Consider the following 26,242-nt stretch of genomic DNA (forward strand, 5'->3'; position numbering starts at 1 on the left):
TGTCGCGTGGTCGAGTACCGCATCGACCGGCACAGCGGTGTCGCCACCTACGTCCAGATCGTCCAGCAGACCAAGCAGGCGCTCCGGCTGGGCCACCTCGAACCGGGAGACAGGTTGCCCACGGCACGTGAGGTCGTCGAGGCGACGGCCATCAATCCGAACACCGTGCTCAAGGCCTACCGCGAGCTGGAGCGCGAGGGCCTGGTGGAGGCACGGCGCGGGCTCGGCACGTTCGTGCGGCGCTCACTGGGCGCCGCCCCGGCGGACTCGCCCCTGCGCGGGGAGCTGGAGGCGTGGGCCGAACGGGCCCGGGCGTCCGGGCTGGACCGGGACGACGTGGCGGCACTGTTCACCGCCGTACTGGAAACGCATTTCGCGGCGCGGCCCGCCGAGAAGACTCAGGGAGACCGTTCATGACCGACACGGCGATCGAGGCCACCGCGCTGGGCAAGCGCTTCGGCCGCAAGGGCGGCTGGGCCCTGCGGGACTGTGCCTTCAGGCTCCCCGCGGGCCGCGTCTGCGCCGTCGTCGGCCCCAACGGAGCGGGCAAGTCCACGCTGCTGGCCCTCGCTGCCGGACTGCTGGCCCCCACCGAGGGCACGGTCACCGTCCTCGGCACGCACCCGGGCCAGGCACGTCCACGGGTGGGTTTCGTCGCCCAGGACAAGCCGCTCTACCAGCAGCTGAGCATCGCCGAGACGCTCCGGACGGGCGCCGATCTCAACCCCGGCCGCTGGGACGCGGCCACCGCCGAGCGGATCGTGGCCGGCGGCGACCTGGACCCGAGGAAGCGGATCCGCGCGCTCTCCGGCGGCCAGCGCACCCGCGTGGCGCTCGCCCTCGCGCTGGGCAAGCGGCCCGAACTGCTGCTCCTGGACGAGCCGATGGCCGACCTCGACCCGCTGGCCCGGCACGAGCTGATGGGCGTGCTGATGGCGCAGACCGCCGAGTACGGCACCACGATCGCGATGTCCTCGCACGTGGTCGCCGAACTGGAGGACTCCTGCGACCACCTGCTGCTGGTCGGCGACGGCCGGATCCGGCTGGCCGGCGAGCTCGACGAACTCCTCGACGCGCACACCCGCGTCTCCGCGCCCGCCGGCACCGACCTCGCCCCGCACACCGTCGTCGAGTCCCGCACCACCGGCCGCCGGATCAGCGCGCTGATCCGCCCGGCGGGCCCGCTCCCGGGCGACTGGCGTACGACCGCCCCCTCCCTGGAGGAGCTGGTCCTCGCCCATCTGCGCAGCCCCGACGCACCGTCGCTCACGCCGGCGGCCAAGACCGAGGAGCTCTCCGCATGAGCGCCCCCACCGCACCTCCCGTGCCCCAGACGCCCACGACACCCACGGCCTCCGCGCCGCATCTGGTGTCGTGGCTGACCCGGCTGCACCGCCCCGCCCTGTCCCTGTGGACGATCCTCGTCCTGGTGCTCGGCGCCGCGCTGCTGTGGCTGCGGGGCCCGGTCACCACCGGCGCGGCGCGGGCCTGGGAGCAGTACAACGCCTGCGCGCTCAGCGGCCCGTGCCGCTACGACCAGTACGCGATCCTGCTCCACAAGGACGTCTACCAGTACGCGACCCTCGCCCTCCTCGCGGTCCCGTTCCTGGTCGCCGCCTGGGCGGGCGGCTCCCTGATCGGCCGCGAGATGGAGAGCGGCACCGCCCACCTGGCCTGGACCCAGGGCATCTCCCCGCTGCGCTGGCTGGCCGCCAAGCTCGCCCTGCCCGCCGCTGTGGTCACCGTCGGCACCGGGGCGCTGGTCCTGCTGCACCCCGCGATGTGGTCGGTGGGGGACGGCCGGATCGACACCGCCAAGCCCTGGTACGGCTTCGAGATCTTCTCCGCGGGCGGTCCCCTGCCCGTCGCCCTGGCCCTCGCCGGTCTGGCGGCCGGCGCCCTGGTGGGTCTGGTCAAGCGCCGCTCCCTGGCCGCGCTGGGCGGTGGCCTGGGCATCACGGGCCTGCTGTGGTTCGGCGTCCAGCAGGCTCTGCCCCACCTGTGGCCCAAGGTCACCCGGGTCAGCAGCCTGCAAGAGGGTCCGAAGGGCTCCGGCATCGGCGTCGAGACGGGCCTGCTGACCTCCTCCGGGGACCGCGTCGGCGACCAGGGGTGCATCAGCGGCTTCGACCCGGAGTGCCGTGCCGTCCTCGACCGCGTGGACGCCGTCGGCTACTACACCGAGTACCACCCCCGCTCCCACTACTGGCCCCTCCAGCTCATGGCCAGCGGCCTCTTGCTCCTCGTCGCCGCGCTGCTGGTCCTCGCCGCCTTCCGGGTGCTGCACCGCCGGACCACCGCGCCCGCACCCGCCCGTGCGGAGACCGCCGTATGAGCGCCCCCGCCCTGCGCGGGCTGCCCCGGACGGTGCTGCGGCTGCACCGGGCCTCGCTGATCGTGTGGACCGTGTTCGTGCTGGCCGCGATCGCCGTGCTGGTGTGGACGGTCGAGGTGACCGCGGACGGCGCGCTGCGGGAGCAGGACTACTGCGCCCGCCACGACCGCTGCACCGTCCTGACGACGATGGCCTACGCCGACCGGATCAGCCTGGTGGGCGCCTTCGCCTGCTACAGCTTCCTGGCCGTCGCCGCCTTCGCCGGCGGTGCCCTGATCGGCCGCGAGCTGGAGAACGGCACGGCCCGGCTGGCCTGGACGCAGGGTGTCTCCCCGGCCCGCTGGCTGGCCGCCAAGCTCGCCGTCCCCGCGGTGGCGCTGGTCCTCGGCGGCACCGCCCTGGTCCTGGCCTTCCGCTGGGGCTGGGGCGCGCACCGAAGCCTGCTGGAAGACAACTGGCTCTTCAACACCGTCTTCGTGCCCCTCGGCCCCGCCCTGGTGGCGTACGCCCTGTGCGCCCTCGCGGTCGGCACGCTCACCGCGCTCGTCCTGCGCCGCGGCCTGCCGGCCCTGAGCCTCTCCTTCCTCGTCATGCTGGTGCTGCATGCCGTCCTGGCGTTCAACCGCACGTCGCTGTGGCCGACGGTGACCCGGGTCTCCTCGACCTACTTCGACCTGCCCAACGACGTCTGGGTGCGGGAGAACGGCACCCTTCTGCACGGACGCCGCGTCGAGGGCGTGGACTACTCGCTGTGCGACGGCCGCAATCCGTCCCAGACCGCCGAATGTCTCCGCGAGCACGGCGTCACCGGGTACTACGCCGTCTACCACCCGCGGTCCCACTACTGGCCCCTGCACCTGGTGGAGACCGGCATCGTCCTGGCCGTGGCCGCCGTCGCCGTACTCGCCGCCTTCCGCGTCCTCGGCCGTCTCACCGGCGGCGCGCACCCCCGCGAGGAGGCCGCCGTACGACCGCCCTCGCCGTGACCGCCCCGGCCACCGGTACACCGTCCCGGCCGCCCTGCCCGCCGGTGCCCTCTCCTACCTGGTCCTGCCGGTGGCGACCGTGGCGACAGCCGCCGCCTTCCGGGTGCTGCGGCGCCGTACCGCCTGAAAGGCGCATGACGCCCGTACCGAATGGCCGCACGACCCCGTACGTCCCTCCACGGGGGGAGGGACGTACGGTTGCGGCATTTCCCGGTGGATGTAGACGCCCGCGAGCCGCCCCCCGATATCCCGCACGCCATGTCTCCGTAACCGTTGGTTCAGACAGGCTTGCGAGGCTCGGTGAATGAAGCCCGCCGTGCCAGAGCCTTCGCCTCCCCCCGAGGGAACCGCGGGGAACGGGGACGCCCGCGTCCCCGCCACGCTCCCGCCCGCGCAGTCCGACGCGCCCGTTTCGCTCCTGACGCGGAAGAATGGCTCCATGAGCCAGCCCAGCACCCAGGCACAGGTCCAGCACGCCCAGCCCTCCGTGGGCTCCATAGCCGCGCACCGACCGCACACCGTGTCGGCCACCGTCTCCGATCTCGAACCCGACCTCGACGCCGATCTCGACGCGTACGAGGAGGCACCGTTCGACGGTCCCCAGCTTCCGCAGGGTCGTTTCCTCGACCGGGAGCGCAGCTGGCTCGCGTTCAACGAGCGGGTCCTCGAACTCGCCGAGGACCCGAACACCCCGCTGCTGGAGCGCGCCAACTTCCTCGCCATCTTCGCCAGCAACCTGGACGAGTTCTTCATGGTCCGGGTGGCCGGCCTGAAGCGCCGTATCGCCACCGGTGTCGCCACCCGGTCCGCCTCCGGCCTCCAGCCGCGCGAGGTACTGGAGATGATCTGGGCCCGCTCCCGCGAGCTGATGGCCCGGCACTCCGCCTGCTACCACGAGGACGTCGCCCCCGCCCTGGCGGAGGAGGGCATCCACCTGGTCCGCTGGAACGAACTCCAGGAGAAGGAGCAGGCCCGCCTGTTCACCCTGTTCCGGCACCAGATCTTCCCGGTCCTGACCCCGCTGGCGGTCGACCCGGCGCACCCCTTCCCGTACATCTCGGGTCTCTCGCTGAACCTCGCGGTCGTCGTACGCAACCCCGTCACGGGCCACCGTCACTTCGCCCGCGTCAAGGTGCCGCCGCTGCTCTCCCGCTTCCTGGAGAGCTCCCCGGGCCGCTACGTCCCCATAGAGGACGTCATCGGCGCCCACCTGGAAGAGCTGTTCCCGGGCATGGAGGTGCTGGAGCACCACGCCTTCCGGCTCACCCGCAACGAGGACCTGGAAGTCGAGGAGGACGACGCCGAGAACCTCCTCCAGGCCCTGGAGCGGGAGCTGATGCGGCGCCGCTTCGGGCCGCCGGTGCGCCTGGAGGTCGAGGAGTCCATCGACCGCGAGGTGCTGGACCTCCTCGTGCGCGAGCTGAAGATCAGCGAGGCCGAGGTGTACCCGCTGCCCGGCCCGCTGGACCTCACGGGCCTGTTCCGTGTGGCCTCGCTGGACCGCCCCGAGCTGAAGTACCGCAAGTTCATCGCGGGCGTCCACCGCGACCTGGCCGAGGTCGAGACGGCCTCCGAGCCCGACATCTTCGCCGCGCTGCGCACCCGGGACGTGCTGCTGCACCACCCGTACGACTCGTTCTCCACCTCCGTGCAGGCGTTCCTCCAGCAGGCGGCCGACGACCCGGACGTCCTCGCCATCAAGCAGACCCTGTACCGGACCTCCGGCGACTCCCCGATCGTCGACGCGCTGATCGACGCCGCCGAGTCCGGCAAGCAGGTCCTCGTCCTGGTCGAGATCAAGGCCCGCTTCGACGAGCACGCCAACATCAAGTGGGCGCGCAAGCTGGAGGAGGCCGGCTGCCACGTGGTCTACGGCCTGGTGGGCCTGAAGACCCACTGCAAGCTGTCCCTGGTGGTCCGCCAGGAGGGCGACACGCTCCGGCGCTACTGCCACGTCGGCACGGGCAACTACCACCCGAAGACGGCCCGGCTGTACGAGGACCTCGGCCTGCTCACCGCCGACCCGCAGGTGGGCGCGGACCTCTCCGACCTCTTCAACCGCCTGTCGGGCTACTCGCGCCGCGAGACCTACCGCCGGCTCCTGGTCGCCCCCAAGTCCCTGCGGGACGGCCTGATCGCGCGGATCAACAAGGAGGTCCAGCACCACCGTGCCGGACGTCCCGCCTTCGTGCGCATCAAGGTCAACTCGATGGTCGACGAGGCGATCATCGACGCCCTCTACCGCGCGTCCCAGGCGGGCGTGCCCTGTGACGTCTGGGTGCGGGGCATCTGCGCGGTCCGCCCCGGCGTCGCCGGCCTGTCGGAGAACATCCGGGTCCGCTCGATCCTCGGCCGCTTCCTGGAGCACTCCCGGGTCTTCGGCTTCGGCAACGGCGGCGAACCCGAGGTGTGGATCGGCAGCGCCGACATGATGCACCGCAACCTCGACCGCCGTATCGAGGCGCTGGTGAGGGTCACCGACCCGGGCCATCGGGCGACCCTGAACCGCCTTCTGGAGACGGGCATGTCCGACACCACCGCCTCCTGGCACCTCGGCCCCGACGGCGAGTGGACACGGCACGCGACCGACCCGGACGGCCAACCCCTGCGCAACGTCCAGGAGATGCTCATAGACGCCCGGAGGCGCCGGCGTGGCACAGCAACACCTTGAACCGACGGACCCCGTGTCCCGGCACGTCGGCCCGGTGACCGGGGACGCCCTCGCGGGCTACCTGCGGGCCCAGGCCACGGAGTTCCTCCGCGCCCTGCGGCTGCACCGCGAATCCGGCGGTACGACGGCCGCGGGCGCCGGACCGGGCGCGGAGGACCCCGTCGACGCGGCCCGCGCCCTGCGCCGCTCCCTGCGCCGCGTCAGCGCCAGCCTCCACACCTTCCGCCCCCTCCTCGACCCCGACTGGTCGGAGTCCCTGCGCCCCGAGCTCGCCTGGCTCTCCGGCACGCTGGGCATGGAGCACGCCTACGAGTCCCGGCTGGAGCGGCTGCTCCTGGCCCTGCACCGGTTGTCGGGGGCGGTGTTCCCCGCCCAGCACATCGCCGGGACGGCGCCCGACCCACAACACTCCGGTTCCCCCACCCACCCCGCCGCCCCCGACCGCGGCAACCTCACCGTGGGCGCCGCGAAGGCGGGCGCCCTCCTGGACCGCCAGCTCACCCTCGCCCGCACCCGGGCCCACAGCACCGCCCTCCAGGCCCTCGGCTCCTCCCGCTTCCACGCCGTCGCGGACTGCATCGCCGTCCTGGCCAGCGAGGTCCCCCTGGTCCAGAGCGCCCCCGCCACCGACCTCCGCCCCCTCGCCACCGCGGCCGAGGAACGCCTCGCGGACGCCGTCACCGCCCTCCCCCTGGTCACCGCCGGCCACCCCTACAACGCGGAGGCCCTCATCCACGGCCTCTCCCCCGACCCGGCCCCGCACCCGCAGGACACCCCCTGGCACCAGGTCAGGCTCCTGCTCCGCCTGCACCGCTACGCCCGCGAGGTCCTCCAGGGCACCGGCGCCCCCGTCGACGTGAGGCTGTTCGACGCGGGCCGGGCCCTGGACCGGCACCGGGACGCCTCGGAGGCGGCGGCCGCCGCGGCCCAGGCGGCGCGCACCCCCCGGATCGCCCCCGCCACGGCGTACGCCCTCGGCGTGCTCCATGCCGACCAGCGGCACGAGGTGGAGGCGGCCCGCTTCACCTTCCAGCAGTCGTGGCAGAAGCATCCGGTCAGCACCTGAAGGAGGCGGCGACCGCAGTGACCGAGACCCGGGAAACCCCTGTCCAGGCGGCCGGCTGCGTCCTGTGGCGCCACTCCCCGCTCGACGGCGGGCTGGAGGTCTGCCTCGTCCACCGGCCGAAATACGACGACTGGTCGCACCCGAAAGGCAAGCTCAAGCGCGACGAGGAGCCCCTCGCGGGCGCCCTGCGCGAGGTCGCCGAGGAGACCGGCCAGCGCGCCGCGCCCGGCGCCCCGCTGCCCACCGTCCGCTACCTCGCGAACGGCCGCCCCAAGCAGGTCCGCTACTGGGCGGCCGAGGCCACGGGAGGCATGTTCACGCCGAACGACGAGGTCGACCGCGTTCTCTGGCTCCCGCCGGCCGCCGCCCGCGCCCGGCTGACCCAACCGAGGGATCGCACCCTCGTGGACGCCCTGCTCACAGCGCTGCACCTGACATAGTCCGAAAGTCGTCACCCGGCGTGCGCGTCCGGGATCTCACCGTGTCCTCGACGTAAGCGTTCCGTGACCTCACCGCACCGTCCACCAGGGTTCACCCCTCGTTCATGTACGGCCTTCGGCGCCTTCACCTGATCTGCCTAATTTCAGCCTTACGCGGTGCGGACCGCACATCGCACACGTGCCCGCACCACTCAGTCTTCGCACGCCGCCGGTTCAGGACGGCGGCTCCTGGAAGGAACTCCCTCAAGTGAAGCTTCAGCGCAAGAACCGGCGGGCTCTCGCTCTCGGCGCGATCGCCGTCTCCGGCGCCCTGGCCCTCACGGCGTGCGGCTCCGACGACACCAGCAACGGTGGTGGCGCCACGGGGGGCGCGACCGCCGCCGCGGGCAACATCAAGTGTGACGACGCCAAGGGCCAGCTGCTCGCCGACGGCTCCTCCGCGCAGAAGAACGCGATCGACGCCTGGGTCAAGCAGTTCACCCAGGCCTGTGGCGTGCAGATCAACTACAAGGGCTCCGGCTCGGGCGCGGGCATCACCGCGTTCACCAACGGCCAGGTCGCCTTCGCCGGTTCCGACTCCGCGCTCAAGCCGGAAGAGGTCACCGCCTCCAAGAAGGTCTGCACCGGCGGCCAGGCCATCGACCTCCCGATGGTCGGCGGCCCGATCGCGGTCGGCTTCAACGTCTCCGGTGTCGACAAGCTCACGCTCGACTCCGCGACGCTCGCCAAGATCTTCGACAGCAAGATCACCAACTGGAACGACCCGGCGATCGCCAAGCTGAACCCCGGCGTCAAGCTGCCCAGCCTGAAGATCCAGCCGTTCCACCGCTCGGACGAGTCCGGCACCACGGACAACTTCACCAAGTACCTGATCGCCACCGCCAAGAAGGACTTCCCCTACGAGGGCGGCAAGGCCTGGCAGGCCAAGGGCGGCCAGTCCGCGTCCGGCTCCTCCGGTGTGGCCCAGCAGGTCAAGGAGACCAACGGCGCCATCGGCTACTTCGAGCTGTCGTACGCCAAGGACGGCATCAAGCCGATCTCCCTCGACACCGGTGCGGCCGCCCCGGTCGAGGCCACCGTCGACAACGCCACCAAGGCCATCGGTGAGGCCCAGGTCGTCGGCACGGGCAAGGACCTGGCGCTGAAGCTGAACTACAACACCACGGCCGACGGCGCCTACCCGATGGTCCTGGTGACGTACGAGATCGCCTGCGACAAGGGCAACAAGGCCGACACCCTGGCCGCCACCAAGGCGTTCCTGCGCTACGTCGCCTCCGAGGACGGTCAGAAGATCCTCGCCGAGAACGACTACGCGCCGATCCCCGCCGACATCATCGCCAAGGTCCGCACCACCATCGAGGGCCTGAGCTGACCTGAGTGCGGTCCGGCCCGGACCTGAAAAACCCGGGCCGGACCGCATCGTCCGGTGCACCGCCGCCAGGAGCCGCACACCACGTACGGCTCCGCAGACCGGAGAACCCGATGGACACCAAAGAGATAACCGACACCCCCCCTCCCACCCCACAGCCCACGCAGGCCGAGCAGAAGCGCGCGGCCCGCGGCGCCACCCGACCCGGTGACCGGATCTTCCTCGGTCTCTCCCGCGGATCGGGCATCCTGCTGCTGGTGATCATGGCCGCCATCGCCGGCTTCCTCACCTACCGCGCCTCGATCGCGATCAGCAAGGACGACGCCAACTTCTTCACCGCCTTCGAGTGGAACACCGGTGTCGTCCCGCCCCGGTTCGGCATCGCCGTCCTGGTCTTCGGCACGATCGTCTCCTCGATCGTCGCCATGGTCATCGCGGTCCCGATCGCCGTCGCCATCGCGCTGTTCCTCACGCACTACGCCCCGCGCAAGCTGAGCGGCCCCATCGCGTACGTGATCGACCTGCTCGCCGCCGTGCCGTCCATCGTCTACGGCCTCTGGGGCGCCCTGGTCCTCGTACCGAACATGAACGGCCTCTACGGCTGGCTCGACGACTACCTCGGCTGGACCGGCATCTTCTCCTGGCAGGGCGGCGCGCCCCGCTCGATGCTCACCGTCGGCATCCTGCTCGCGATCATGATCCTTCCGATCATCACCAACGTGAGCCGCGAGGTCTTCCGCCAGGTCCCGCAGATGCACGAGGAAGCCGCGCTGGCCCTCGGCGCCACCCGCTGGGAAGTGATCCGCATGGCGGTCATCCCCTTCGGCCGCTCCGGCGTGATCTCCGCCTCGATGCTCGGCCTCGGCCGTGCGCTCGGCGAGACGATGGCCGTGGCCACCGTGCTCTCGCCGACCTTCGACATCCAGGCCAGCCTGCTCGACCCGGGCGGCGGCACCTTCGCCCAGAACATCGCCAGCAAGTTCAGTGAGGCCGGCGACATCGGCCGGGACGCGCTGATCGCCTCCGGTCTGGTCCTGTTCGTCATCACCCTGCTGGTCAACGGCGGGGCGCGCGCGATCATCGCCCGCCGCAAGGAGTACTCGGGGGCCAACGCATGAGCAACGCCGTCATCGCCGACAAGCCCCGCAGCACCCTCCAGGGCGCGCGCCTGCCCAAGTGGGCGCCGTACGCCATCGCGGCCGGCTCGCTGGCCCTGGGCATCGGCATCAGCCTGGGCGCCGGCCTGCACAGCAACATCCAGTGGGGCCTGATCGCCGCGGTCCTCTTCGTCATCGGCACGTACGTCATCGCCGCCCGCGTCGAGGGCCCCCGCCAGGCCAAGGACCGGATCGCGACCTCGCTGGTCTGGGTCGCCTTCCTGCTCGCCGTGATCCCGCTGGTCTCCCTGGTGTGGTCGACGATCTCGCGCGGTACGAAGGTCCTCGACATCTACTTCCTGACCCACTCGATGGGTCTGATCGCCGACTCCGAGCCCGGCGGCGGCATCTACCACGCCATCATCGGCAGCCTGGAGCAGGTCGGTCTCGCCACGGTGATCGCCGCGCCGGTCGGTGTGCTCACCGCGATCTACCTGGTGGAGTACGGGCGCGGCAACCTCGCCCGGGCCGTCACCTTCTTCGTCGACGTCATGACGGGCATCCCGTCGATCGTCGCGGGTCTGTTCATCCTCTCGATCATGCTGATGTTCGAGATGCAGCCCTTCGGCTTCGCCGGCTCGATGGCCCTGGCGATCCTGATGATGCCGGTCGTCGTCCGCTCCACGGAGGAGATGCTCAAGCTCGTCCCGAACGAGCTGCGCGAGGCCTCCCTGGCGCTCGGCGTGCCGAAGTGGCGCACCATCCTGAAGGTGGTCCTGCCGACCTCCCTCGGCGGCATCACCACCGGCATCATGCTGGCGGTCGCCCGTATCGCGGGCGAGACTGCCCCGGTGCTCCTGCTGGTGTGGGGCAACTCGCTCATCAACTCGAACCCCTTCGAGGGTGCGCAGCAGTCGCTTCCGCTGTACATCTATCAGCAGTACGCGAACAGCGCGGGCTCGGGAGCGGCCTACGACCGCGCCTGGGCGGCGTCGCTGACGCTGATCGCCTTCGTGATGATCCTGAATCTGGTGGCTCGCGGCATCGCCCGCTGGAAGGCCCCCAAGACCGGTCGCTAAAGCATCAATATGCGGCTACCGCCGCGCGGGGCCCCTCAGCGACCCCCAGACTTATGGAAGTGACGTAATCATGGCCAAGCGAATCGACGTAAGCGGACTGACCGCCTACTACGGCTCCCACAAGGCGATCGAGGACATCTCGATGACGGTCGAGCCGCGCTCGGTGACGGCCTTCATCGGCCCCTCCGGCTGCGGCAAGTCGACGTTCCTGCGCACGCTGAACCGTATGCACGAGGTCACCTCGGGCGGCCGGGTCGAGGGCAAGGTGCTGCTGGACGACGAGGACCTGTACGGCCACGGCATCGACCCGGTGTCGGTGCGGCGTGAGGTCGGCATGGTGTTCCAGCGGCCGAACCCCTTCCCGACGATGTCGATCTTCGACAACGTGGCGGCGGGGCTGCGGCTGAACGGCAGCTACAAGAAGTCGGAGCTCGGGGACGTCGTCGAGAAGTCCCTCAAGGGCGCGAACCTCTGGAACGAGGTCAAGGACCGGCTGAACAAGCCGGGGTCCGGGCTGTCCGGTGGTCAGCAGCAGCGTCTGTGCATCGCGCGCGCGATCGCGGTCGAGCCGAACGTGCTGCTGATGGACGAGCCCTGCTCGGCCCTGGACCCCATCTCCACCCTGGCGATCGAGGACCTGATCGGCGAGCTGAAGGAGCGCTTCACGATCGTCATCGTGACGCACAACATGCAGCAGGCGGCGCGGGTCTCCGACCGTACGGCGTTCTTCAACCTGTCCGCCGTCGGGCAGCCCGGCAAGCTCATCGAGATCGACGACACGGAGCGCATCTTCTCCAACCCGTCGGTCCAGGCCACGGAGGACTACATCTCCGGCCGCTTCGGCTGAGCCGCACCTCCTTCCGAGAACCCCTCGCGGTGCTGCATGGCGGTGCCACCGCGAGGCCGAAAAGGGCCCGCCTCCTGCGATGCGTGCAGGGGGCGGGCCCGTTTCCTGTCATCGGCCGACGCGATGCCTGCGGCGCGCTGTGCGGCTCCGGTGGGGGCGGATGTAGCGCCTTGTGTCCGGTGGGTGGGTCGGGGCCGGGTCGGGGGGTCTCCGTCCTCGGTCCGGCGGTGCTGTCGGGCCAAGAGGTACTGCGTGTCGGACGCCGGCCGCTGCGGGCGGACACCCCCCGCCCCGTCCCCTCACCGCCGTGGGCGGCTGGGAGCACCTCATGCCCGACGGCGGCTTTCCCTGCCTAAGGGGCGCGGGGAACTGCGCGACCAGCCACGACGAACCCGCACCCGCCCTACGACCGAACAAGGCACCCCATAAGGCCCCGGGGTCGAAGGGGCAGAGCCCCTGGGGATGGGACGGGTAGGGGCGGCGGGGGCGAGAAAAAACCCGACTACAGAAAAGCCAGGTTGACGATCCAGAACGAGCACGCGGCCACGGCGGCAGCCGCCGGCATCGTGATGAACCACCCCAGGATGATGTTCTTGGCAACACCCCACCGCACAGCGTTCACCCGCTTGGTCGCCCCCACACCCATGATCGCGGAGGTGATGACATGCGTGGTGGAAATCGGCGCCTTGAACAGAAACGCCGTGGCGAACATGATCGACGCCCCCGTGGTCTCCGCGGCAAACCCCTGAGGCGGATCCAACTCAATGATCTTGCGCCCAAGGGTCCGCATAATCCGCCAGCCCCCCGCGTACGTACCCAACGACAGCATCACCGCACAGACGATCTTGACCCAGACCGGAATCGGATCGCCGTAGTCCTCGACGTCGGCGATGACGAGGGCCATCACCACGATGCCCATCGTCTTCTGCGCGTCCTGAAGGCCGTGGCCGAGAGCCATCCCCGCCGCCGACACGGTCTGCGCGATACGGAACCCGCGCTTGGCCTTGTGCGGATTGGCCCGCCGGAAGATCCACATGATGGCGGTCATCACGAGATAGCCGGCGACCAGACCGACCACCGGCGAGATGAACATCGGGATGACGACCTTCTCCAGCACGCCGTGCCAGTACACGGTCGTGCCGCCCGCGAGCGCCGCACCGACCATGCCGCCGAACAGCGCGTGCGAGGAGGACGACGGCAGACCGAAGTACCAGGTGACCAGGTTCCAGGTGATCGCGCCGACCAGCGCGGCGAAGAGGATGCCCATCCCCTTCGAGCCCTCGGGTGTCTGGATCAGCCCCTCGCTGACCGTCTTGGCGACCCCGGAACCGAGAAACGCACCGGCAAGGTTCATGACAGCAGCCATCGCCAGCGCCGCCCGGGGCGTGAGCGCGCGTGTCGACACGGAGGTGGCGATCGCGTTGGCCGAGTCGTGGAAGCCGTTGGTGTAGGTGAAGAAGAGCGCGACCCCGATGGTCGCGACCAGAGCGAAGGTGTCCATGAAGTGCTCAGGACTCCTTGACGGCGATGGTCTCCACCGTGTTCGCCACGTGCTCGAACGCGTCGGCCGCTTCCTCCAGCACGTCCACGATCTGCTTGAGCTTCAGCACCTCGATGGCCTCGTACTTGCCGTTGAAGAGCATGGCCAGCAGCTTGCGGTGGATCTGGTCGGCCTGGTTCTCCAGCCGGTTGACCTCGATCCAGTACTCGGTGAGGTTGTCCATGGTCCGCAGGTTCGGCATGGCCTCGGCCGTCAGCTCCGCCGCCCGGGCCAGCACCTCGATCTGCTGCTCGACGCCCTTGGGGAGTTCCTCGACGTTGTAGAGGACGACCAGGTCGACGGCCTCCTCCATGAAGTCCATGATGTCGTCGAGGGAGGACGCGAGGTTGTAGATGTCCTCGCGGTCGAAGGGCGTGATGAACGAGGAGTTCAACTGGTGGAAGATCGCGTGCGTGGCGTCGTCACCCGCGTGTTCGGCGGCCCGCATACGCTCTGCGATCTCGGCCCGGGCGGAAGCGTCCGCCCCGAGCAGTTCCATGAGGAGCTTCGAGCCCGTGACGATGTTGTCCGCGGAGGCGGCGAACATGTCGTAGAAGCTCGTCTCCCTGGGGGTCAGACGAAAGCGCACAAGGGGTCCTCGGGGTGCATCGGTTTCGGTCAGGCTGATGCTAAGTGCATCATCCGGCCACGGCTAATGGGCCGTCCCCCAGTGTCGCCCATCAGGCAGAGTGGTCGGCACGGGGGCCTTCCGCAGGCCCTATACCCAGCAAAGTTCGGTACGATATACCCAGTAGGGGTATATGAATGTCCCCAGTGTGCCCAGTGATGCGGAGGACGCGATGACGACCACCGAGGCCGGAGCGGAAGCGCCTTCCCCCATGCCCGCGGCCGAAACCGTGCACGGCTACCACAAGCAGAAGGACGAGCACCTCAAGCGTCTGCGCCGTATCGAGGGCCAGATCCGTGGCCTTCAGCGGATGGTCGACGAGGACGTCTACTGCATCGACATACTCACCCAGGTGTCCGCCTCCACCAAGGCCCTCCAGTCCTTCGCCCTCCAGCTGCTGGAGGAGCATCTGCGCCACTGCGTCGCCGACGCGGCCGTCAAGGGCGGTGCCGAGATCGACGCGAAGGTCGAGGAGGCGACGAAGGCGATCGGCCGCCTGCTGCGCACCTGAGCTGCGACGAAGAGATACCTCGGGGGAGATGCCTCCGGCTCAGAAGCCGGAGGCATCCGCACGTTCCTCGGCCACGCGCAGCACCTCGTCGATGCTCTCCAGGCTGAGCCGCTCCTCGCCGGCCGCCGAGGCCGCGATGATCAGCTCTCCGCACAGTTCGATCTCGGCGAGGGCCACGTGGTCCTGAACTGCCGTACCGCCGACCGGAGCCACGCGCATCACCTCTTCTCTGCCGTTACCGACTTCCTAGAGTAGGGAGCGGCCTACGCACCGCGCATGGCACGGACGGGCTAGTCCTTGACGCCCGTCACGGCCTCCTGCCCCCGGCGGCGGGCCTCATTCCTCGGCGATTTTCCCGGCGTAGATGTCCCCGGACGCGGGCAGCCTTACGTCCGCCCGCACCCCGAAGTCGTACAGCAGCGTCGTCGAGGCGACCGCCACCGTGCCGTTGCGCTCCCCGCTCACGAAGCTGAACCGGTGCCGGATCTTGCGGATCCGTCCCTCGTCGTCGAGGTAGACGTCGAACGGCACCTCGGCGGTGGCGAACCCTTTCGCCGCCGCCGCGAGCGGCCCCCTGTTCGCCGCCGAGGCGCCCCGGGCCGCGACACCGAGATCCGCCGTCCCCCGGTAGTGCCGCACCGCGGCCCCCGCGACCTCGGTCTCCCCCACATACGTCGCCGACCGCGTCCCGCGCAGCACCTCGGCCGCGGCGAGCGGATCGGTGGCCCCGCCGGTGACCAGATTCCCGTCGGACAGCGTGGCGGTGTCGACCCGCACCCACTTGTCGGCGGGCACACCCGCGCCCCGGTTCTTCATGAACAGCGCGCCGGGTGCGAGGAGTTCGGTGATCGGCCGGTGCCGGTTCGTCCCCGCCGGGTCCTGCGGCAGCACCACTTTCAGCCGCCCCAGCTGCCGCCGGTAGTCGTACACACCCTCACCCCGGATGGTCACCCGCGTCCCGCCGGTGGCCATCTCCATGGACGTCCGCGCCTTCGAACTCCCCGCGTCCACCAGGGCGTCGGCGGCCTGCCGCATCGTCTGCACCGGATCGGCGCCCCGGCCGTCCGCGGACCCCCGCGCGCTCCCCGCGCATCCCGTGGCCGCCAGACACACACAGGCGACGACCGCCGCCCCCACCCGCGCTCCGCCCGTCCGCCTGTGCTGCCGCTGCGCCATCGTCTGCCTGCCCCCCAGCCGGTACGTCCGTCACGGGCCCCTTGTCGTTCCGGATAACGACCGGTAGGTGGCCCCGTCACGCGCATACCAGCGCTTTACCCGGGCTGGGTAACGTTGTCGGCGTGGCTCAGCAGGACAGGCTCCCCCCTCCTCCGGACATCCCGGAGCACCGCACGTCCACCATCGAGAAGGGCCGCTTCTGCACGGCCCACTGCACCTGCGGCTGGCGCGGCCCGGCCAGAAGAGCAAGAAGCCTCGCAAGAACAGACGCCCAGGCTCATGCGTCCACATAACCCGCTCACGCTCAGCAGCGGACTCCCGTTTCGCCCCAGCTGCGGGCAATCGTGCCGCCTAGGGCGGCACGGGTGGGCGCAGGCGGCACCCCGCAAGCGCGGGTGAGCGACCCCACCCCCGGCCGGCCACAGACACCCCGCACCATGGAACCCCGGCCCCCAGCACTCCGTCTCGTTCCACGTAACCCCACGGGAGGCAACATGGAACGGCGCACGTTCATCGGCGGCACCGCGACGGCCCTGGTCGCAGCCGCCACCGCCTGCAAGGCATCCACCGGATCCTCCGGAACGGGCGGCACGAACACGACCCCCCAGACCGCCACCAGGACGGCCTCCCGCAGCACGCCCGCCAACTGGGCCGCCCTCGCCCGCGACCTGGACGGCCCCCTCGTCCGCCCGGGCGATGCCAACTGGCCCACGGCCCACCAGCTCTACAACACCCGCTTCGACTCCCTCAAACCCGCCGCCGTCGCCTACATCGCCCACGCCGAGGACATCCGTACGGCCCTCACCTACGCCCGCTCCCACGACCTCCACGTGGCGATCCGCAACGGCGGCCACTCCTACGCCGGCTGGTCCTCGGGCAACGGCCGCCTGATCATCGACGTGTCGAAGCTCAACCGCGTCAGGGCGAGCGGCACCACCGCGGTCGTCGGCGCCGGCTCCAAGCTGATCGACGTCTACCGCGCCCTGGCGGCGAAGGGCGTCACGATCCCCGCGGGCTCCTGCCCGAGCGTCGGCGTCTCCGGCCTCACCCTCGGCGGCGGCCACGGCGTGGTCTCCCGGGCCTATGGCCTGACCTGCGACAGCCTCACCCAGGCGACCGTCATCACGGCGGACGGCAAGCAGCTCACCGCGAACGCCACCGACCACAAGGACCTGTTCTGGGCCCTGCGCGGGGCGGGCAACGGCAACTTCGGCATCGTCACGGAACTCCAGTACCGGACCCACCCCGCCCCCCAGGCGGTGACGGCGTACCTGTCGTGGCCCTGGTCGAAGGCGGCCGCGGTGATGAAGGCCTGGCAGGAGTGGGGCCCCACCCAGCCCGACGAGATCTGGTCGTCACTGCACCTGGAGGGCCACGCCGGCGGCACCCCGACGGTCTCCGTCGCCGCCTTCTCCCTCGGCACCCACGGCGAACTCCAGAACGCGGTCGACCGCCTCGCGGCCAAGGCCGGCGCCCGGGCGACCAGCGTCTCCCTGCGCCGTCGTACGTACGAGGAGGCGATGGAGATCTACGCCGGCTGCTCGTCCTTCTCCTCCGACGCCCAGTGCCACCTGCCCGGCTCCACCCCGGGCCGCGCCCCGAAGGGCGCCCTGGGCCGGGAGACGTACGCGGCCAAGTCGGACTTCTTCGACCGTTCGCTCTCCGCCGCCGGGATCCAGACCCTGCTGAAGCAGCTGCGGTCGGTGCGCGGCGGCTCGGGCAGCATCGCGTTCACCGCGCTCGGCGGCGCGGTCAACCGCGTCTCCCCCACGGCGACGGCGTTCGTCCACCGCCGCTCCCGCATGCTGGCCCAGTACATCGCCGCGTGGCGGCCCGGCACGAGCGGCGCGACGGCGCAGTCCTGGCTGGCCTCGGCCCACACGGCGATGAAGCCGTACGCCTCCGGAGCGGCCTACCAGAACTACACGGACGCGTCCCTGAAGGACTGGCGCACGGCGTACTACGGCGACGCGGCGACCCGCCTGGCCAAGATCAAGAAGCAGTACGACCCGAACCGCTTCTTCACGTTCCCACAGGCGCTGTAGTGGTACCGCGCCCCGTAAGGGGCGCGGGGAACTGCGCGACCAGCCCCCACCGGCCCGCAGGCTTGTCACTGCTCGTCCAGCGGAGCGCTTAGGCAGCGAGGTCCCGCTCCTCGGCCCCCGTCGCTTCCTTCCGCGCCCCGGGCACGACGGCCTCCTGCTCGTCCCCGTCGTACGACGCCCCCCGCGCCCGGATCAGCCACCCGGCACGCGGAGACCGCTCGATCGCCTTGGTGACGGGGGTGAGCAGGGCCATGGCGACGGGAGACAGCAGCAGGGCGACCGCGGTACCGAGCGCGAATCCGCCGACCACGTCCGTCGGGTAGTGCACGCCCATGTAGACCCGGCAGAAGCCCTCGGCGAGCGCGAGGCCGAGGCCGACGAGCCCGAACTTGCGGTGGGCGACGAAGAGGGCGACGGCCAGGGCCATCGTGATGGTCGCGTGATCGCTCACGAAGGAGTAGTCGGTCTTGCCGGCAACGAGGACTTCCAGGCCCTCATGGGTGCGGAAGGGGCGGGGCCGCTCCACGAAGCCCCTTATCGGCACGTTCACCAGGACGGCGATGCCGGCGGCCAGCGGTGCCCACACCAGGGCGGCCACGGAGGACGCGGCGTCCTCGCCGCCCCGGCGGCGCACGGTCCACCAGCAGCACAGGATGAGCAGCACGACGCCGAACAGGATTCCGTACTCGCCGACGAACTCCATGACCCGGTCGAACCACGGCGGAGCGTCCTTGGCGAGGCCGTTGATGTCGTACAGCAGATCGACGTCGGGGTTCGACCCGGATTCTGCGAGTCCAGCCATGATGCGCGGCCCCTTCGTCGTCTCTCCCGGCGCGCGCCCTTGCTGCGCACCGCTGTTGCCCACCCCCGTGGTGTGTAGATCCGCTTCGCTCGCCTACGAAACCTAGGAACGCATGACTCCAGTCCATACGTTCCACACTCCACCGAATGATCACTCAGACGTTATCGAAGAGAGACTCATCCGTGCAGCTCAGGGGGTGGGTTCACGCTCGGCTCACACCGTCGTGGGGAGTGCTTTCGCGCCATCTTCGGTGACCCGCGTGGCGCCGAAATAGTCCGGGGTGTCGATCGGGTCGAACCGGATCACAGCACCCGTTCTCGGTGCGTCGATCATGTATCCGCCCCCCACATAAATCCCCACATGCCGGATGGCACGCGAGTTCGTGAGGTCGTCCGAGAAGAACACCAGATCCCCGGGCAGCAGCTCGTCCCTGGCCGGATGCGGCCCCGCGTTGTACTGATCGTTCGCCACCCTCGGCAGCGTGATCCCCACACTCTCGTACGCCGCCTGAGTAAGCCCCGAACAGTCGAACCGCCCACCCTGCTCGGCGGTCCCCGTCCCACCCCACAGATACGGCGTCCCCAGCTTCTTCTGCGCGTAGTCGATGGCACCGGCGGCTTGTTTCGAAGGGTCCACGCGGCTTACGGGGGCGGCGAAGCTCTCCTCCAGAGTCGTGATCTGCTTCACGTAGTTCTGGGTCTCCCGGTACGGCGGCACACCCCCGTACTTGATGACCGCGTAGGCACCCGCGTTGTACGAGGCCAGCATGTTTTCGGTCGGATTCCCGGGAACGTCCTTCACGTACGAGGCGAGGGAACAGTCGTACGACGCGGCGGACGGGATCGCGTCGTTCGGATCCCACACGTCCTTGTCGCCGTCCCCGTCACCGTCGACCCCGTGCGTGGCCCAGGTCCCGGGGATGAACTGGGCGATCCCCTGGGCGGCCGCCGGGCTCTTGGCGCTCGGGTTGAATCCGCTCTCCTGGTAGAGCTGGGCGGCGAGCAGGGCCGGATTGATGGCGGGGCACAGATTGCCCCACTTCTGCACCAGGCTCTGGTAGGCGGCGGGGACGGCCCCCTTGGCCAGCGATTTGGCGCCGCCGCTCACGGTGTTGGCGAGGTTTCCGGCGACGAGGTACACACCGACGACGAGCAGCATCACGAAGCTGAGCCCCGCCCCGACGGCGGCACCCCCCACGATCCATGCCTTACGCACCGTCAACCGCCCCTCGCCCGCATGGAGTCCGCCCACGTCAGTCTAGGAGCTTCCCACCCGGAACCCGGTGCAACCGATGCTCTCGTAGTCGGTGGGACTGTTTTTCACGTGGTAGAAGACGACGGTCCAGTCGCCGGGGTCGTTGGTGACGGGGATCGAGTCGTACGTCCTGCCCGTCGCCGTGTGTTCCCGGAAGTCGTCGGGATAGACCAACTCGATGTCCTTGCCGTCCTTCCAGCGGGTGTAGATGTCCACCGGCTTGCTGGTGTAGCCGATGCCCTTGTTGTCCACCTGGAAGGGCTTGCCCGTCGAGGGCTCGATGTCGTGCGGTGATCTCACCCCGACCGACACGTAGTACGGGTCGGGCTTCTTGTTCTCCAGTTCCGCGTACTTGAACCGGAAGGAGATCCTGACCCGCTCCCGGACGGTCGTGCCGTCGGGGGCATCCGCGTCGACCGCGCTGTACTGGAGTTCCTTCGGCGCGCTGACCGCACCGACCTGCTTGCACGCGCCGCGGCCGTACGTCTCGTCGTTCGGGTCGTCGGAGTGGGTCCAGAAGTCGTGGGAGATCTTGTTGTTCACGATGTACTCGGGCACCTTCACCGACGCGGACGGAGACCCGGAGGGCGAGCCACCGGCCTCCTCTCCCTTCCCCCCGCCGTCGTCCAGCGCCCGCAGGGCCACCACGGAGACCGTCGCCACCACGGCCATGACCGTGACCGCCGCCGTCCAGAGCGTGCGCCGGGACATGGCCGGCTCCGGAACGGCCGTCGGCGGCGCGGGGGCGAGCGTCGGCACGTACGCGGGGGCGACGGTGGGGACGTACCCCGGCCCGGCGGTCGGCGGATAGAGCGGAGCGGCACCGTGCCCCGCCGGGACCAGCCCCGCCGCCACCGCCGCCTGGAGATCCTGCGGTACGGCTTCGGTGTCGACGCTGAGCCGGGCGTAGAACGGATCCTCGGTGAGGGCGGAGGACACCGCGCAGCGGGCGATGACGGTGTCGAGGCCGGGGCGCTCGGCGGGGTCCTTGGCCACGCAGTCCTGGATCAGTGCGGCGAGTCCGGGTTCGATGCCGGCGACGTCGATGCCCTCGTGGACCACGCGGTACGACACGGCGTGCGTGGGCCCGGAGCCGAACGGCGGGCGGCCGGTGGAGGCGTGGGCGAGCGTGGCTCCGAGGGCGAACACGTCGGCGGCCGCACCGACCTGGTTGCTGATCATCACCTCGGGGGCGGTGTATCCCGGTGTTCCCGGGGCGAAGCCGGTCTGGGTCAGGGCCGTGTCGGCCGCGCCGCGCGCGATGCCGAAGTCGATGAGCAGCGGGCCCTGCGGGGAGAGGATCACGTTCTGCGGCTTGAGGTCCCGGTGCGTCACGCCGTACCCGTGGACGGCCGCCAGCGCCTCCGCCAGAGCCGCGAACAGCCGCCGCGCGCTGTCGGCCGGCAAAGCCCCCCGCTCCCCCACCGCCCCGCTCAACGTAGGCCCCGACACATACTCGGTGGCCAGCCAGTAGGGCGCCGTGTCGAGCGACGCGTCGATCAGGTTCGCCGTGTACGCGCTGCGCACCGCGCGCACCGTCTCCACCTCCCGCCGAAAGCGCGCCAGCGCCTCCGGATGGTCGGTGATCTCCTCGCGGATGACCTTGATCGCGACCAGTCGCCCACCGGGGGAACGGGCGAGGTAGACCTGCCCCATCCCGCCCGCCCCGAGCCGGGCGAGAAGCGTGTACGCGCCTATGTGCGCGGGGTCCCGATCCTTCAGTGCGTCCACCGAACCGACCTTGCCACAGAGATCAGTTCACCGCAGGCCCCTTTGCCGCGGCCCGGTACAGCGCCGCGGCCTCCGCCCCCAGCACCACGCTGTAGGACACATCCGGCGTGACCCCGCCCTGCTCGTGCCCGCCCAGCACCCCGACGACCCGCCCGTCCCCGTTCACCCACGGACTGCCACTGGTCCCCCCGCTGAAGCCGGGACAGTCGATGCGCTGCTGGGTACGGCTGTGACGGGTCGGCTTGTTGGTGCACCGCACCGGCGTCTCACGGGAGTTGGGATAACCGGTGACGGTCACGGCGGTCGCCCCCGTGGCCGTACCGGTGACGAACCGGTTCCCACCCACCACGTCCTCGACCCCCCGGTCCCCCTTCCCCGCGACGACCGCGAACCCCACATCGCTGTCCTCGTCCTGCCCCTTCGCCCACCCACCGGGCAGATACCGCCGCACGACCTTCCACACCCCGTAGGGCGCACGCCCGTTCCGGTACCCGGGCTCGAACACCAGCCCCCCGCCCTCGCTGTCCAGACAGTGCGCCGCGGTGACCAGGAGATCCCGCCCCGGACTGTGCACGACGGAGGCGGTGCAGAAGTGCCCGTCCCCGGAGAACAAGGCACCCACCCGGACGGTCTCCGCACTCGGCACGGCCGTCACGGTGACCCCGAACGGCCCCGAGCCGTCGTCCGCGGCGGCCTCGGAGGCCGAGGTGACGGCAAGCAGCACGACCACAACGACGTGCAGAACGGCGGTAGGAGGCATGCGCTTCATCGGAACCCACCCTTCCGCATGAAGGTGAGAAACCGGTCAGCGCTACGGTGGCCGTGCCACTGAGAAAGGAGCTCCACCGTGGGTGACATCCCCACCGACCTGACCTGGACCCGCGCCGCCCCGCCGGAGGCGACCGGGCCCGGCCCCTGGATCGAGATCGCGTTCGGGGACAGCGCGGGCGGGGACGACGGGGACGCTCCCGTGTACCTGAGGGAGACCAGCGCCCCCGGGACCGTCGTCACGACGACCCGCCGCAAGTGGGACGCCTTCGTACTCGGCGTACAGGCAGGTGAGTTCGACCACTTCGTTGACGGGATCGACGTATAGAGGAGAAGAAGTGGGTGCACAACGGCCCGCATTTCTTCAAGTCCCGAGCCCTCACCGGCCCCTGAAAAATCGCGTCGGATTTCGCAACGGCCGGAATCGACATATGGGGCTCTGCCGATCCTCGTGGACATTCCGTGAATACCCGCCGGTAGACCCCCGTACAAGCCCTATCGCGTACACAGTCCCCTGATAACTTCCGCCTGACCTGTCCGGGGGAGCCGAGGACAGGCCAAGACCTTCACAAGTAAATGATGGCGGAATTCCGTGCGCACTTCACGTAGAACCCCAGAGGGAAGGCACCGCTGGCGGGTGCCGAAAAGCCGACGTGGCCGTATGTTCGCGGCCGGGGCGATATCCGTCCTGGCGATGGCGATCGTGGCGCCGTTCGCGTCCGCGGCCCTGACCAGCTCGTCGGAACCCGACGGACCGACCCTGTCCGACAGGGTGACCGACACCTCCCGACTGCCGTCCGGCTGGAAGGACTCCGACGACCGGATCGTCACGTACGACGGGGACAGCACCGGCCTGCACGTCCTGGTCGCGGACGCCGCGAACGCCTACGCCTGGCGCACCGCGGCCACCCTGTCCGAGCCGGGCATCGACACCGACCAGTGGATCGGCCAGAGCTGTGTGACGGCGTCGGGCGACCGCGCGGTGGTCGTCTACGCGCCCCGGCAGGTCGTCAACGACCAACAGAGTTTCCAGCAGGGCGCGTTCGCGGCCGTGGTCGACCTGAAGTCCGGCAAGGTGACCAAACTGCCGGAGCTGGTCTCCATGGCCTACTTCAACCCGGGTTGCGGCGACGGCGAACAGGCCGTGCTCTCCCGGCCGCAGGGCAACGGCACCCAGCTGCTGACGCTCGACGCGCGCCAGGGCAGGCTGACGCACGAGCAGACCGTCCCGGGCCAGCTCACCTCCCCCGTGCCGTTCGGCTCCGGGATCGCCGCGGCCGCCGGCAAGTCGGTGGTCTCGGTGAACGCCAAGGGTGTCCTGCGCACCCTGGCCCGCACCGACGGCACGCCGTTCCGGCTGGTGCCGGACGCGCACAGCGGCCTCGCCTACCAGGTCCCGGCCGGAAAGAAGGTGCAGGTCCGCCGGGTCGCCCAGGGCGGTTCCGACCAACTGCTCGGCTCCGGCCTGCTCGGCGCGCTGTCGCTGCGCGGCACCGGCGGCCGTGTCTTCCTGACCGGCAAGGACGCCCAGGACCACGTCCAGGACTCCGCGCTCCCCACGGGCTGGAAGATCCTCGACGGCGTCCCGGCCACGTCGGATGTCTCCACCACCGGCGGTCTCGCCCTCACCGGCGTCGCCAACGGCACCGAGGCGGCCGGAGCGGGCGACGGCAAGAACGCGGAAACCAGGAAGGCCCTGGCGGCCCCCGGCACCGCCCGCCCCGTCGGCATCAACGCCCTGCTGACCGGCAGCGGCGAGACAGTCGACTTCCGCGTGAAGCCCAAGGCCCCCCAGGGCCAGGGCACAGCACAGTCCCCGGCCCTGCTCGGCGGCGGCGCGAACACCCCGGACCACAGCAGCCAGCTGACCCGCATGCAGCTGGACGCCACGGACACGTCCACAAAAACGGATGCCACCTCGGCGCAGACCACCGCCGACACCGACACCGGCCCCGCGACCACCACCACCGACCCCGACCGCACCTGCGCCATCACCCGCAACGACCCCGGACTCCAGGCCCTCCAGCCGAGCCCCGCCATGGTCGAGTGGGCGTCGGACCTCGCCGTGCAGGGCAAGCTCGACGCCCGCCGCCACAAGGGCTGGAACGGCACGGACCTCTCGTCGTACACCCCGCAGGGCCTGTTCCCGCCGATCGAGCTCAAGGGCGGCGGCCGGGTGCCCGCGCAGATCCTGCTCGGTGTGCTCGCCCAGGAGACCAACATGCTCCAGGCCAGCTCCCTGGCGGCCCCCGGTGAGAGCGGCAACTTCACCCAGGGCGGCTACTACGGCAACGGCGGCAGCGTGCACACCGTCGACTGGTCGGCCTCCGACTGCGGTTACGGCATCGGCCAGGTGACCAGCGGCATGGCCAAGTCGGACACCACGTACACCGCCGAGCAGCAGAAGGCGATCACCGTGGACTACGCGGCCAACATCGCCGCGAGCGTGCAGCACCTCCAGGACAAGTGGAACCAGGTGTACGACGAGGGCATCCTCGCCAACGGCGGTGACCCGAAGTACCTGGAGAACTGGTGGTTCGCGCTGTGGGCGTACAACAGCGGCTTCAACAAGCCGGACGCCTCCGACGCCGCCGCCCCCTGGGGTCTGGGCTGGTTCAACAACCCGGCCAACGGCATCTACCCGCCGGACCGGAAGATCTTCCTGGCCAACGGCGACGACGACGCCCGTACGCCCAACCTGTGGACCTACCCGGAGCGGGTGCTGGGCTGGGCGTCGCACGCCCAGAAGAAGACCGATCCGACGACGGGCACGAGCGGCCCGGGCTACGCGGTCGGCGACTGGCCGACGGGCAACGCGCAGGACGCCCAGCCCCCGCACACCACCTTCTGCACGCCCGCCGGCAATGAGTGCGACCCCGCCAAGCCCCGCAAGGTCGCAGGGTCGAGCCAGCCCGAAGGACCGTGCCAGCGCGACGACTTCAAGTGCTGGTGGCACGAACCGGTCAAGTGGACGGACTGCGCCACGACATGCGGCACCGAGGTACTGACGTACCAGGCGACCGACCCCGAGCCGCAGCCCACCTCGCCGCACCCGGCGGTCTGCTCCTCCACCCTGCCGAAGAACGCGCTGATCGTGGACGATGTGCCGAACACGGCGAAGTTCCGCGTCGGTGACACCAACCCGTGCGCCGGCCAACGGAACTGGACCAGCCGCGGCACGCTGTCGTTCACCTTCGGCTCGGCGGACCAGAAGGGGACGACGGTCTACCCGTCGAAGATCGACTTCCACCAGCTGGGCTCGGCCTTCGGCGGCCACTTCTGGTTCACCCACACCCGCGACCCGAAGTACACCGACTCGGTCGTCACCGGCACCTGGACCCCCGACCGCTCACTCAAGGGCTGGGCCCGCATCATGGTCCACCTGCCCGACCACCAGGCCAACACCGACGAGGCGACCTACCACATCGCCCTCGGCGACGGCACGGTCGTGGACAAGACGATCTCCCAGGACTCCGGCGGCAAGAACACCTGGCTCTCCCTGGGCTCGTACGAATTCCAAGGCACCCCAAGCGTCTCCCTCAGCTCGGACACCACCAACGGCACCGGCGACGACTCCATAGCCTGGGACGCCCTGGCCTTCGAACCCCTCCCCGCCAAGCCCACCGACGCAGCCACCCCACCCACCTCCCCGGCCCCGTCCCCCGCACCAGCCCCCCAGCAGTAGCAAACCCCAACACCCCCACACGACGAGCCCGACCGGTCGAGAACCGGTCGGGCTCGTCGCGCCAGTGCCACCCGCAGCCGCCGTCGGACATGAGGCCCCCGGACGGTGGGCGAGAAAGCCGCCCACGGCGGCAAGGGGACGGGGCGGGGGGTGTCCGCCCGCAGCGTCCGGCGTCCAACACGCAGCACAGCTAGAAGACACAGCACCGCCGG

General features: G+C 70.4%; 23 protein-coding genes. 15 read left to right on the forward strand and 8 right to left on the reverse strand.

Annotated elements, in window-relative coordinates:
• Positions 1-6: 6 nt before the first annotated feature.
• The 11 genes from SLINC_RS21035 to pstB all read left to right on the forward strand — a co-directional run bounded on the left by SLINC_RS21035 (position 7) and on the right by pstB (position 11,890).
• On the forward strand, positions 7-417 hold the full coding sequence (locus SLINC_RS21035; RefSeq protein ID WP_067435340.1) for a GntR family transcriptional regulator: 411 nt from the start codon (positions 7-9) through the stop codon (positions 415-417).
• Entirely contained in the window at positions 414-1,304 is an 891-nt protein-coding gene (locus tag SLINC_RS21040) for an ABC transporter ATP-binding protein (RefSeq protein ID WP_067435343.1), read from the forward strand. Before SLINC_RS21035 ends, SLINC_RS21040 begins: the two co-directional genes overlap by 4 nt.
• A complete protein-coding gene (locus tag SLINC_RS21045) occupies positions 1,301-2,335 on the forward strand; it encodes an ABC transporter (protein WP_067435348.1) in 1,035 nt (344 codons plus the stop codon). The genes SLINC_RS21040 and SLINC_RS21045 overlap by 4 nt, the downstream gene beginning before the upstream one ends.
• A complete protein-coding gene (locus SLINC_RS21050) occupies positions 2,332-3,321 on the forward strand; it encodes an ABC transporter permease (protein ID WP_067435351.1) in 990 nt (329 codons plus the stop codon). The genes SLINC_RS21045 and SLINC_RS21050 overlap by 4 nt, the downstream gene beginning before the upstream one ends.
• Before the next feature lie 439 nt (positions 3,322-3,760).
• On the forward strand, positions 3,761-5,992 hold the full coding sequence (locus SLINC_RS21055; RefSeq protein WP_067435354.1) for an RNA degradosome polyphosphate kinase: 2,232 nt from the start codon (positions 3,761-3,763) through the stop codon (positions 5,990-5,992).
• Positions 5,973-7,058, forward strand: a complete 1,086-nt coding sequence (locus SLINC_RS21060; RefSeq protein ID WP_067435357.1) for a CHAD domain-containing protein — start codon at positions 5,973-5,975, stop codon at positions 7,056-7,058. The genes SLINC_RS21055 and SLINC_RS21060 overlap by 20 nt, the downstream gene beginning before the upstream one ends.
• A 17-nt stretch (positions 7,059-7,075) precedes the next feature.
• Positions 7,076-7,498, forward strand: coding sequence for an NUDIX hydrolase (locus SLINC_RS21065; RefSeq protein WP_067435360.1), 423 nt, complete (start codon positions 7,076-7,078; stop codon positions 7,496-7,498).
• 247 nt (positions 7,499-7,745) lie between these two features.
• The gene (gene pstS / locus SLINC_RS21070; RefSeq protein ID WP_067435363.1) at positions 7,746-8,870 is read left to right on the forward strand and encodes a phosphate ABC transporter substrate-binding protein PstS; all 1,125 of its coding nucleotides are present in this window, start codon (positions 7,746-7,748) and stop codon (positions 8,868-8,870) included.
• 110 nt (positions 8,871-8,980) lie between these two features.
• Complete coding sequence (gene pstC / locus SLINC_RS21075; protein WP_067435366.1) at positions 8,981-9,985, forward strand: phosphate ABC transporter permease subunit PstC; 1,005 nt, start codon at positions 8,981-8,983, stop codon at positions 9,983-9,985.
• A complete protein-coding gene (gene pstA / locus SLINC_RS21080; RefSeq protein WP_067435369.1) occupies positions 9,982-11,043 on the forward strand; it encodes a phosphate ABC transporter permease PstA in 1,062 nt (353 codons plus the stop codon). The genes pstC and pstA overlap by 4 nt, the downstream gene beginning before the upstream one ends.
• A gap of 70 nt (positions 11,044-11,113) precedes the next feature.
• Complete coding sequence (gene pstB, locus SLINC_RS21085) at positions 11,114-11,890, forward strand: phosphate ABC transporter ATP-binding protein PstB (RefSeq protein ID WP_067435372.1); 777 nt, start codon at positions 11,114-11,116, stop codon at positions 11,888-11,890.
• 502 nt (positions 11,891-12,392) lie between these two features.
• Here pstB and SLINC_RS21090 read toward each other — a convergent pair.
• Both SLINC_RS21090 and SLINC_RS21095 read right to left on the reverse strand, forming a co-directional pair.
• A complete protein-coding gene (locus SLINC_RS21090) occupies positions 12,393-13,391 on the reverse strand; it encodes an inorganic phosphate transporter (RefSeq protein ID WP_067435375.1) in 999 nt (332 codons plus the stop codon).
• Positions 13,392-13,398: 7 nt separating this feature from the next.
• Positions 13,399-14,019, reverse strand: a complete 621-nt coding sequence (locus tag SLINC_RS21095; protein WP_045555910.1) for a DUF47 domain-containing protein — start codon at positions 14,017-14,019, stop codon at positions 13,399-13,401.
• A gap of 211 nt (positions 14,020-14,230) precedes the next feature.
• Here SLINC_RS21095 and SLINC_RS21100 point away from each other — a divergent pair, with 211 nt between their 5' ends.
• Positions 14,231-14,569: a metal-sensitive transcriptional regulator gene (locus SLINC_RS21100; RefSeq protein WP_067435376.1), complete on the forward strand. Its 339-nt coding sequence runs from the start codon at positions 14,231-14,233 to the stop codon at positions 14,567-14,569.
• 39 nt (positions 14,570-14,608) lie between these two features.
• On the opposite strand, the gene SLINC_RS21105 is transcribed toward SLINC_RS21100, so the two are convergent.
• Complete coding sequence (locus SLINC_RS21105; protein WP_067435378.1) at positions 14,609-14,788, reverse strand: hypothetical protein; 180 nt, start codon at positions 14,786-14,788, stop codon at positions 14,609-14,611.
• A 117-nt stretch (positions 14,789-14,905) separates the two neighbouring features.
• Positions 14,906-15,745 (reverse strand): SCO4651 family lipoprotein, encoded by an 840-nt coding sequence (locus SLINC_RS21110; RefSeq protein WP_067435381.1) that lies wholly within the window; start codon positions 15,743-15,745, stop codon positions 14,906-14,908.
• A 494-nt stretch (positions 15,746-16,239) separates the two neighbouring features.
• Here SLINC_RS21110 and SLINC_RS21115 point away from each other — a divergent pair, with 494 nt between their 5' ends.
• Positions 16,240-17,790: an FAD-binding oxidoreductase gene (locus SLINC_RS21115; RefSeq protein WP_067435386.1), complete on the forward strand. Its 1,551-nt coding sequence runs from the start codon at positions 16,240-16,242 to the stop codon at positions 17,788-17,790.
• Between the two features lie 88 nt (positions 17,791-17,878).
• Here SLINC_RS21115 and SLINC_RS21120 read toward each other — a convergent pair whose 3' ends face one another.
• From SLINC_RS21120 to SLINC_RS21135, 4 genes are all read right to left on the reverse strand, one after another.
• Positions 17,879-18,592 carry a phosphatase PAP2 family protein gene (locus tag SLINC_RS21120; protein WP_067435389.1) on the reverse strand — a complete coding sequence of 238 codons (714 nt, stop codon included), beginning with the start codon at positions 18,590-18,592 and terminating at the stop codon, positions 17,879-17,881.
• Positions 18,593-18,805: 213 nt separating this feature from the next.
• Complete coding sequence (locus SLINC_RS21125; RefSeq protein WP_375141529.1) at positions 18,806-19,750, reverse strand: C40 family peptidase; 945 nt, start codon at positions 19,748-19,750, stop codon at positions 18,806-18,808.
• A gap of 99 nt (positions 19,751-19,849) precedes the next feature.
• A complete protein-coding gene (locus SLINC_RS21130; RefSeq protein ID WP_067435391.1) occupies positions 19,850-21,577 on the reverse strand; it encodes a serine/threonine-protein kinase in 1,728 nt (575 codons plus the stop codon).
• 22 nt (positions 21,578-21,599) lie between these two features.
• Entirely contained in the window at positions 21,600-22,346 is a 747-nt protein-coding gene (locus SLINC_RS21135) for a trypsin-like serine peptidase (RefSeq protein ID WP_067435394.1), read from the reverse strand.
• Between the two features lie 78 nt (positions 22,347-22,424).
• Between SLINC_RS21135 and SLINC_RS21140 the strand changes: the two genes are divergently transcribed.
• A complete protein-coding gene (locus SLINC_RS21140; RefSeq protein ID WP_067435396.1) occupies positions 22,425-22,673 on the forward strand; it encodes a DUF397 domain-containing protein in 249 nt (82 codons plus the stop codon).
• Between the two features lie 333 nt (positions 22,674-23,006).
• Complete coding sequence (locus SLINC_RS21145; RefSeq protein WP_067435399.1) at positions 23,007-26,030, forward strand: golvesin C-terminal-like domain-containing protein; 3,024 nt, start codon at positions 23,007-23,009, stop codon at positions 26,028-26,030.
• Positions 26,031-26,242 lie beyond the last annotated feature (212 nt).

Source organism: Streptomyces lincolnensis (genome assembly GCF_001685355.1).
Lineage (GTDB): Bacteria > Actinomycetota > Actinomycetes > Streptomycetales > Streptomycetaceae > Streptomyces > Streptomyces lincolnensis.

What these genes read in the sequence shown, in the direction of transcription:
- SLINC_RS21040 (WP_067435343.1), top strand. Translation starts at nt 414, where the DNA reads ATGACCGACACGGCGATCGAGGCCACCGCGCTGGGCAAGCGCTTCGGC.
- SLINC_RS21045 (WP_067435348.1), top strand. Translation starts at nt 1,301, where the DNA reads ATGAGCGCCCCCACCGCACCTCCCGTGCCCCAGACGCCCACGACACCC.
- SLINC_RS21050 (WP_067435351.1), top strand. Translation starts at nt 2,332, where the DNA reads ATGAGCGCCCCCGCCCTGCGCGGGCTGCCCCGGACGGTGCTGCGGCTG.
- SLINC_RS21055 (WP_067435354.1), top strand. Translation starts at nt 3,761, where the DNA reads ATGAGCCAGCCCAGCACCCAGGCACAGGTCCAGCACGCCCAGCCCTCC.
- pstC (WP_067435366.1), top strand. Translation starts at nt 8,981, where the DNA reads ATGGACACCAAAGAGATAACCGACACCCCCCCTCCCACCCCACAGCCC.
- pstA (WP_067435369.1), top strand. Translation starts at nt 9,982, where the DNA reads ATGAGCAACGCCGTCATCGCCGACAAGCCCCGCAGCACCCTCCAGGGC.
- pstB (WP_067435372.1), top strand. Translation starts at nt 11,114, where the DNA reads ATGGCCAAGCGAATCGACGTAAGCGGACTGACCGCCTACTACGGCTCC.
- SLINC_RS21090 (WP_067435375.1), bottom strand. Translation starts at nt 13,391, where the DNA reads ATGGACACCTTCGCTCTGGTCGCGACCATCGGGGTCGCGCTCTTCTTC.
- SLINC_RS21100 (WP_067435376.1), top strand. Translation starts at nt 14,231, where the DNA reads ATGACGACCACCGAGGCCGGAGCGGAAGCGCCTTCCCCCATGCCCGCG.
- SLINC_RS21105 (WP_067435378.1), bottom strand. Translation starts at nt 14,788, where the DNA reads ATGCGCGTGGCTCCGGTCGGCGGTACGGCAGTTCAGGACCACGTGGCC.
- SLINC_RS21110 (WP_067435381.1), bottom strand. Translation starts at nt 15,745, where the DNA reads ATGGCGCAGCGGCAGCACAGGCGGACGGGCGGAGCGCGGGTGGGGGCG.
- SLINC_RS21115 (WP_067435386.1), top strand. Translation starts at nt 16,240, where the DNA reads ATGGAACGGCGCACGTTCATCGGCGGCACCGCGACGGCCCTGGTCGCA.
- SLINC_RS21120 (WP_067435389.1), bottom strand. Translation starts at nt 18,592, where the DNA reads ATGGCTGGACTCGCAGAATCCGGGTCGAACCCCGACGTCGATCTGCTG.
- SLINC_RS21125 (WP_375141529.1), bottom strand. Translation starts at nt 19,750, where the DNA reads ATGCTGCTCGTCGTCGGTGTGTACCTCGTCGCCGGAAACCTCGCCAAC.
- SLINC_RS21135 (WP_067435394.1), bottom strand. Translation starts at nt 22,346, where the DNA reads ATGAAGCGCATGCCTCCTACCGCCGTTCTGCACGTCGTTGTGGTCGTG.
- SLINC_RS21145 (WP_067435399.1), top strand. Translation starts at nt 23,007, where the DNA reads ATGTTCGCGGCCGGGGCGATATCCGTCCTGGCGATGGCGATCGTGGCG.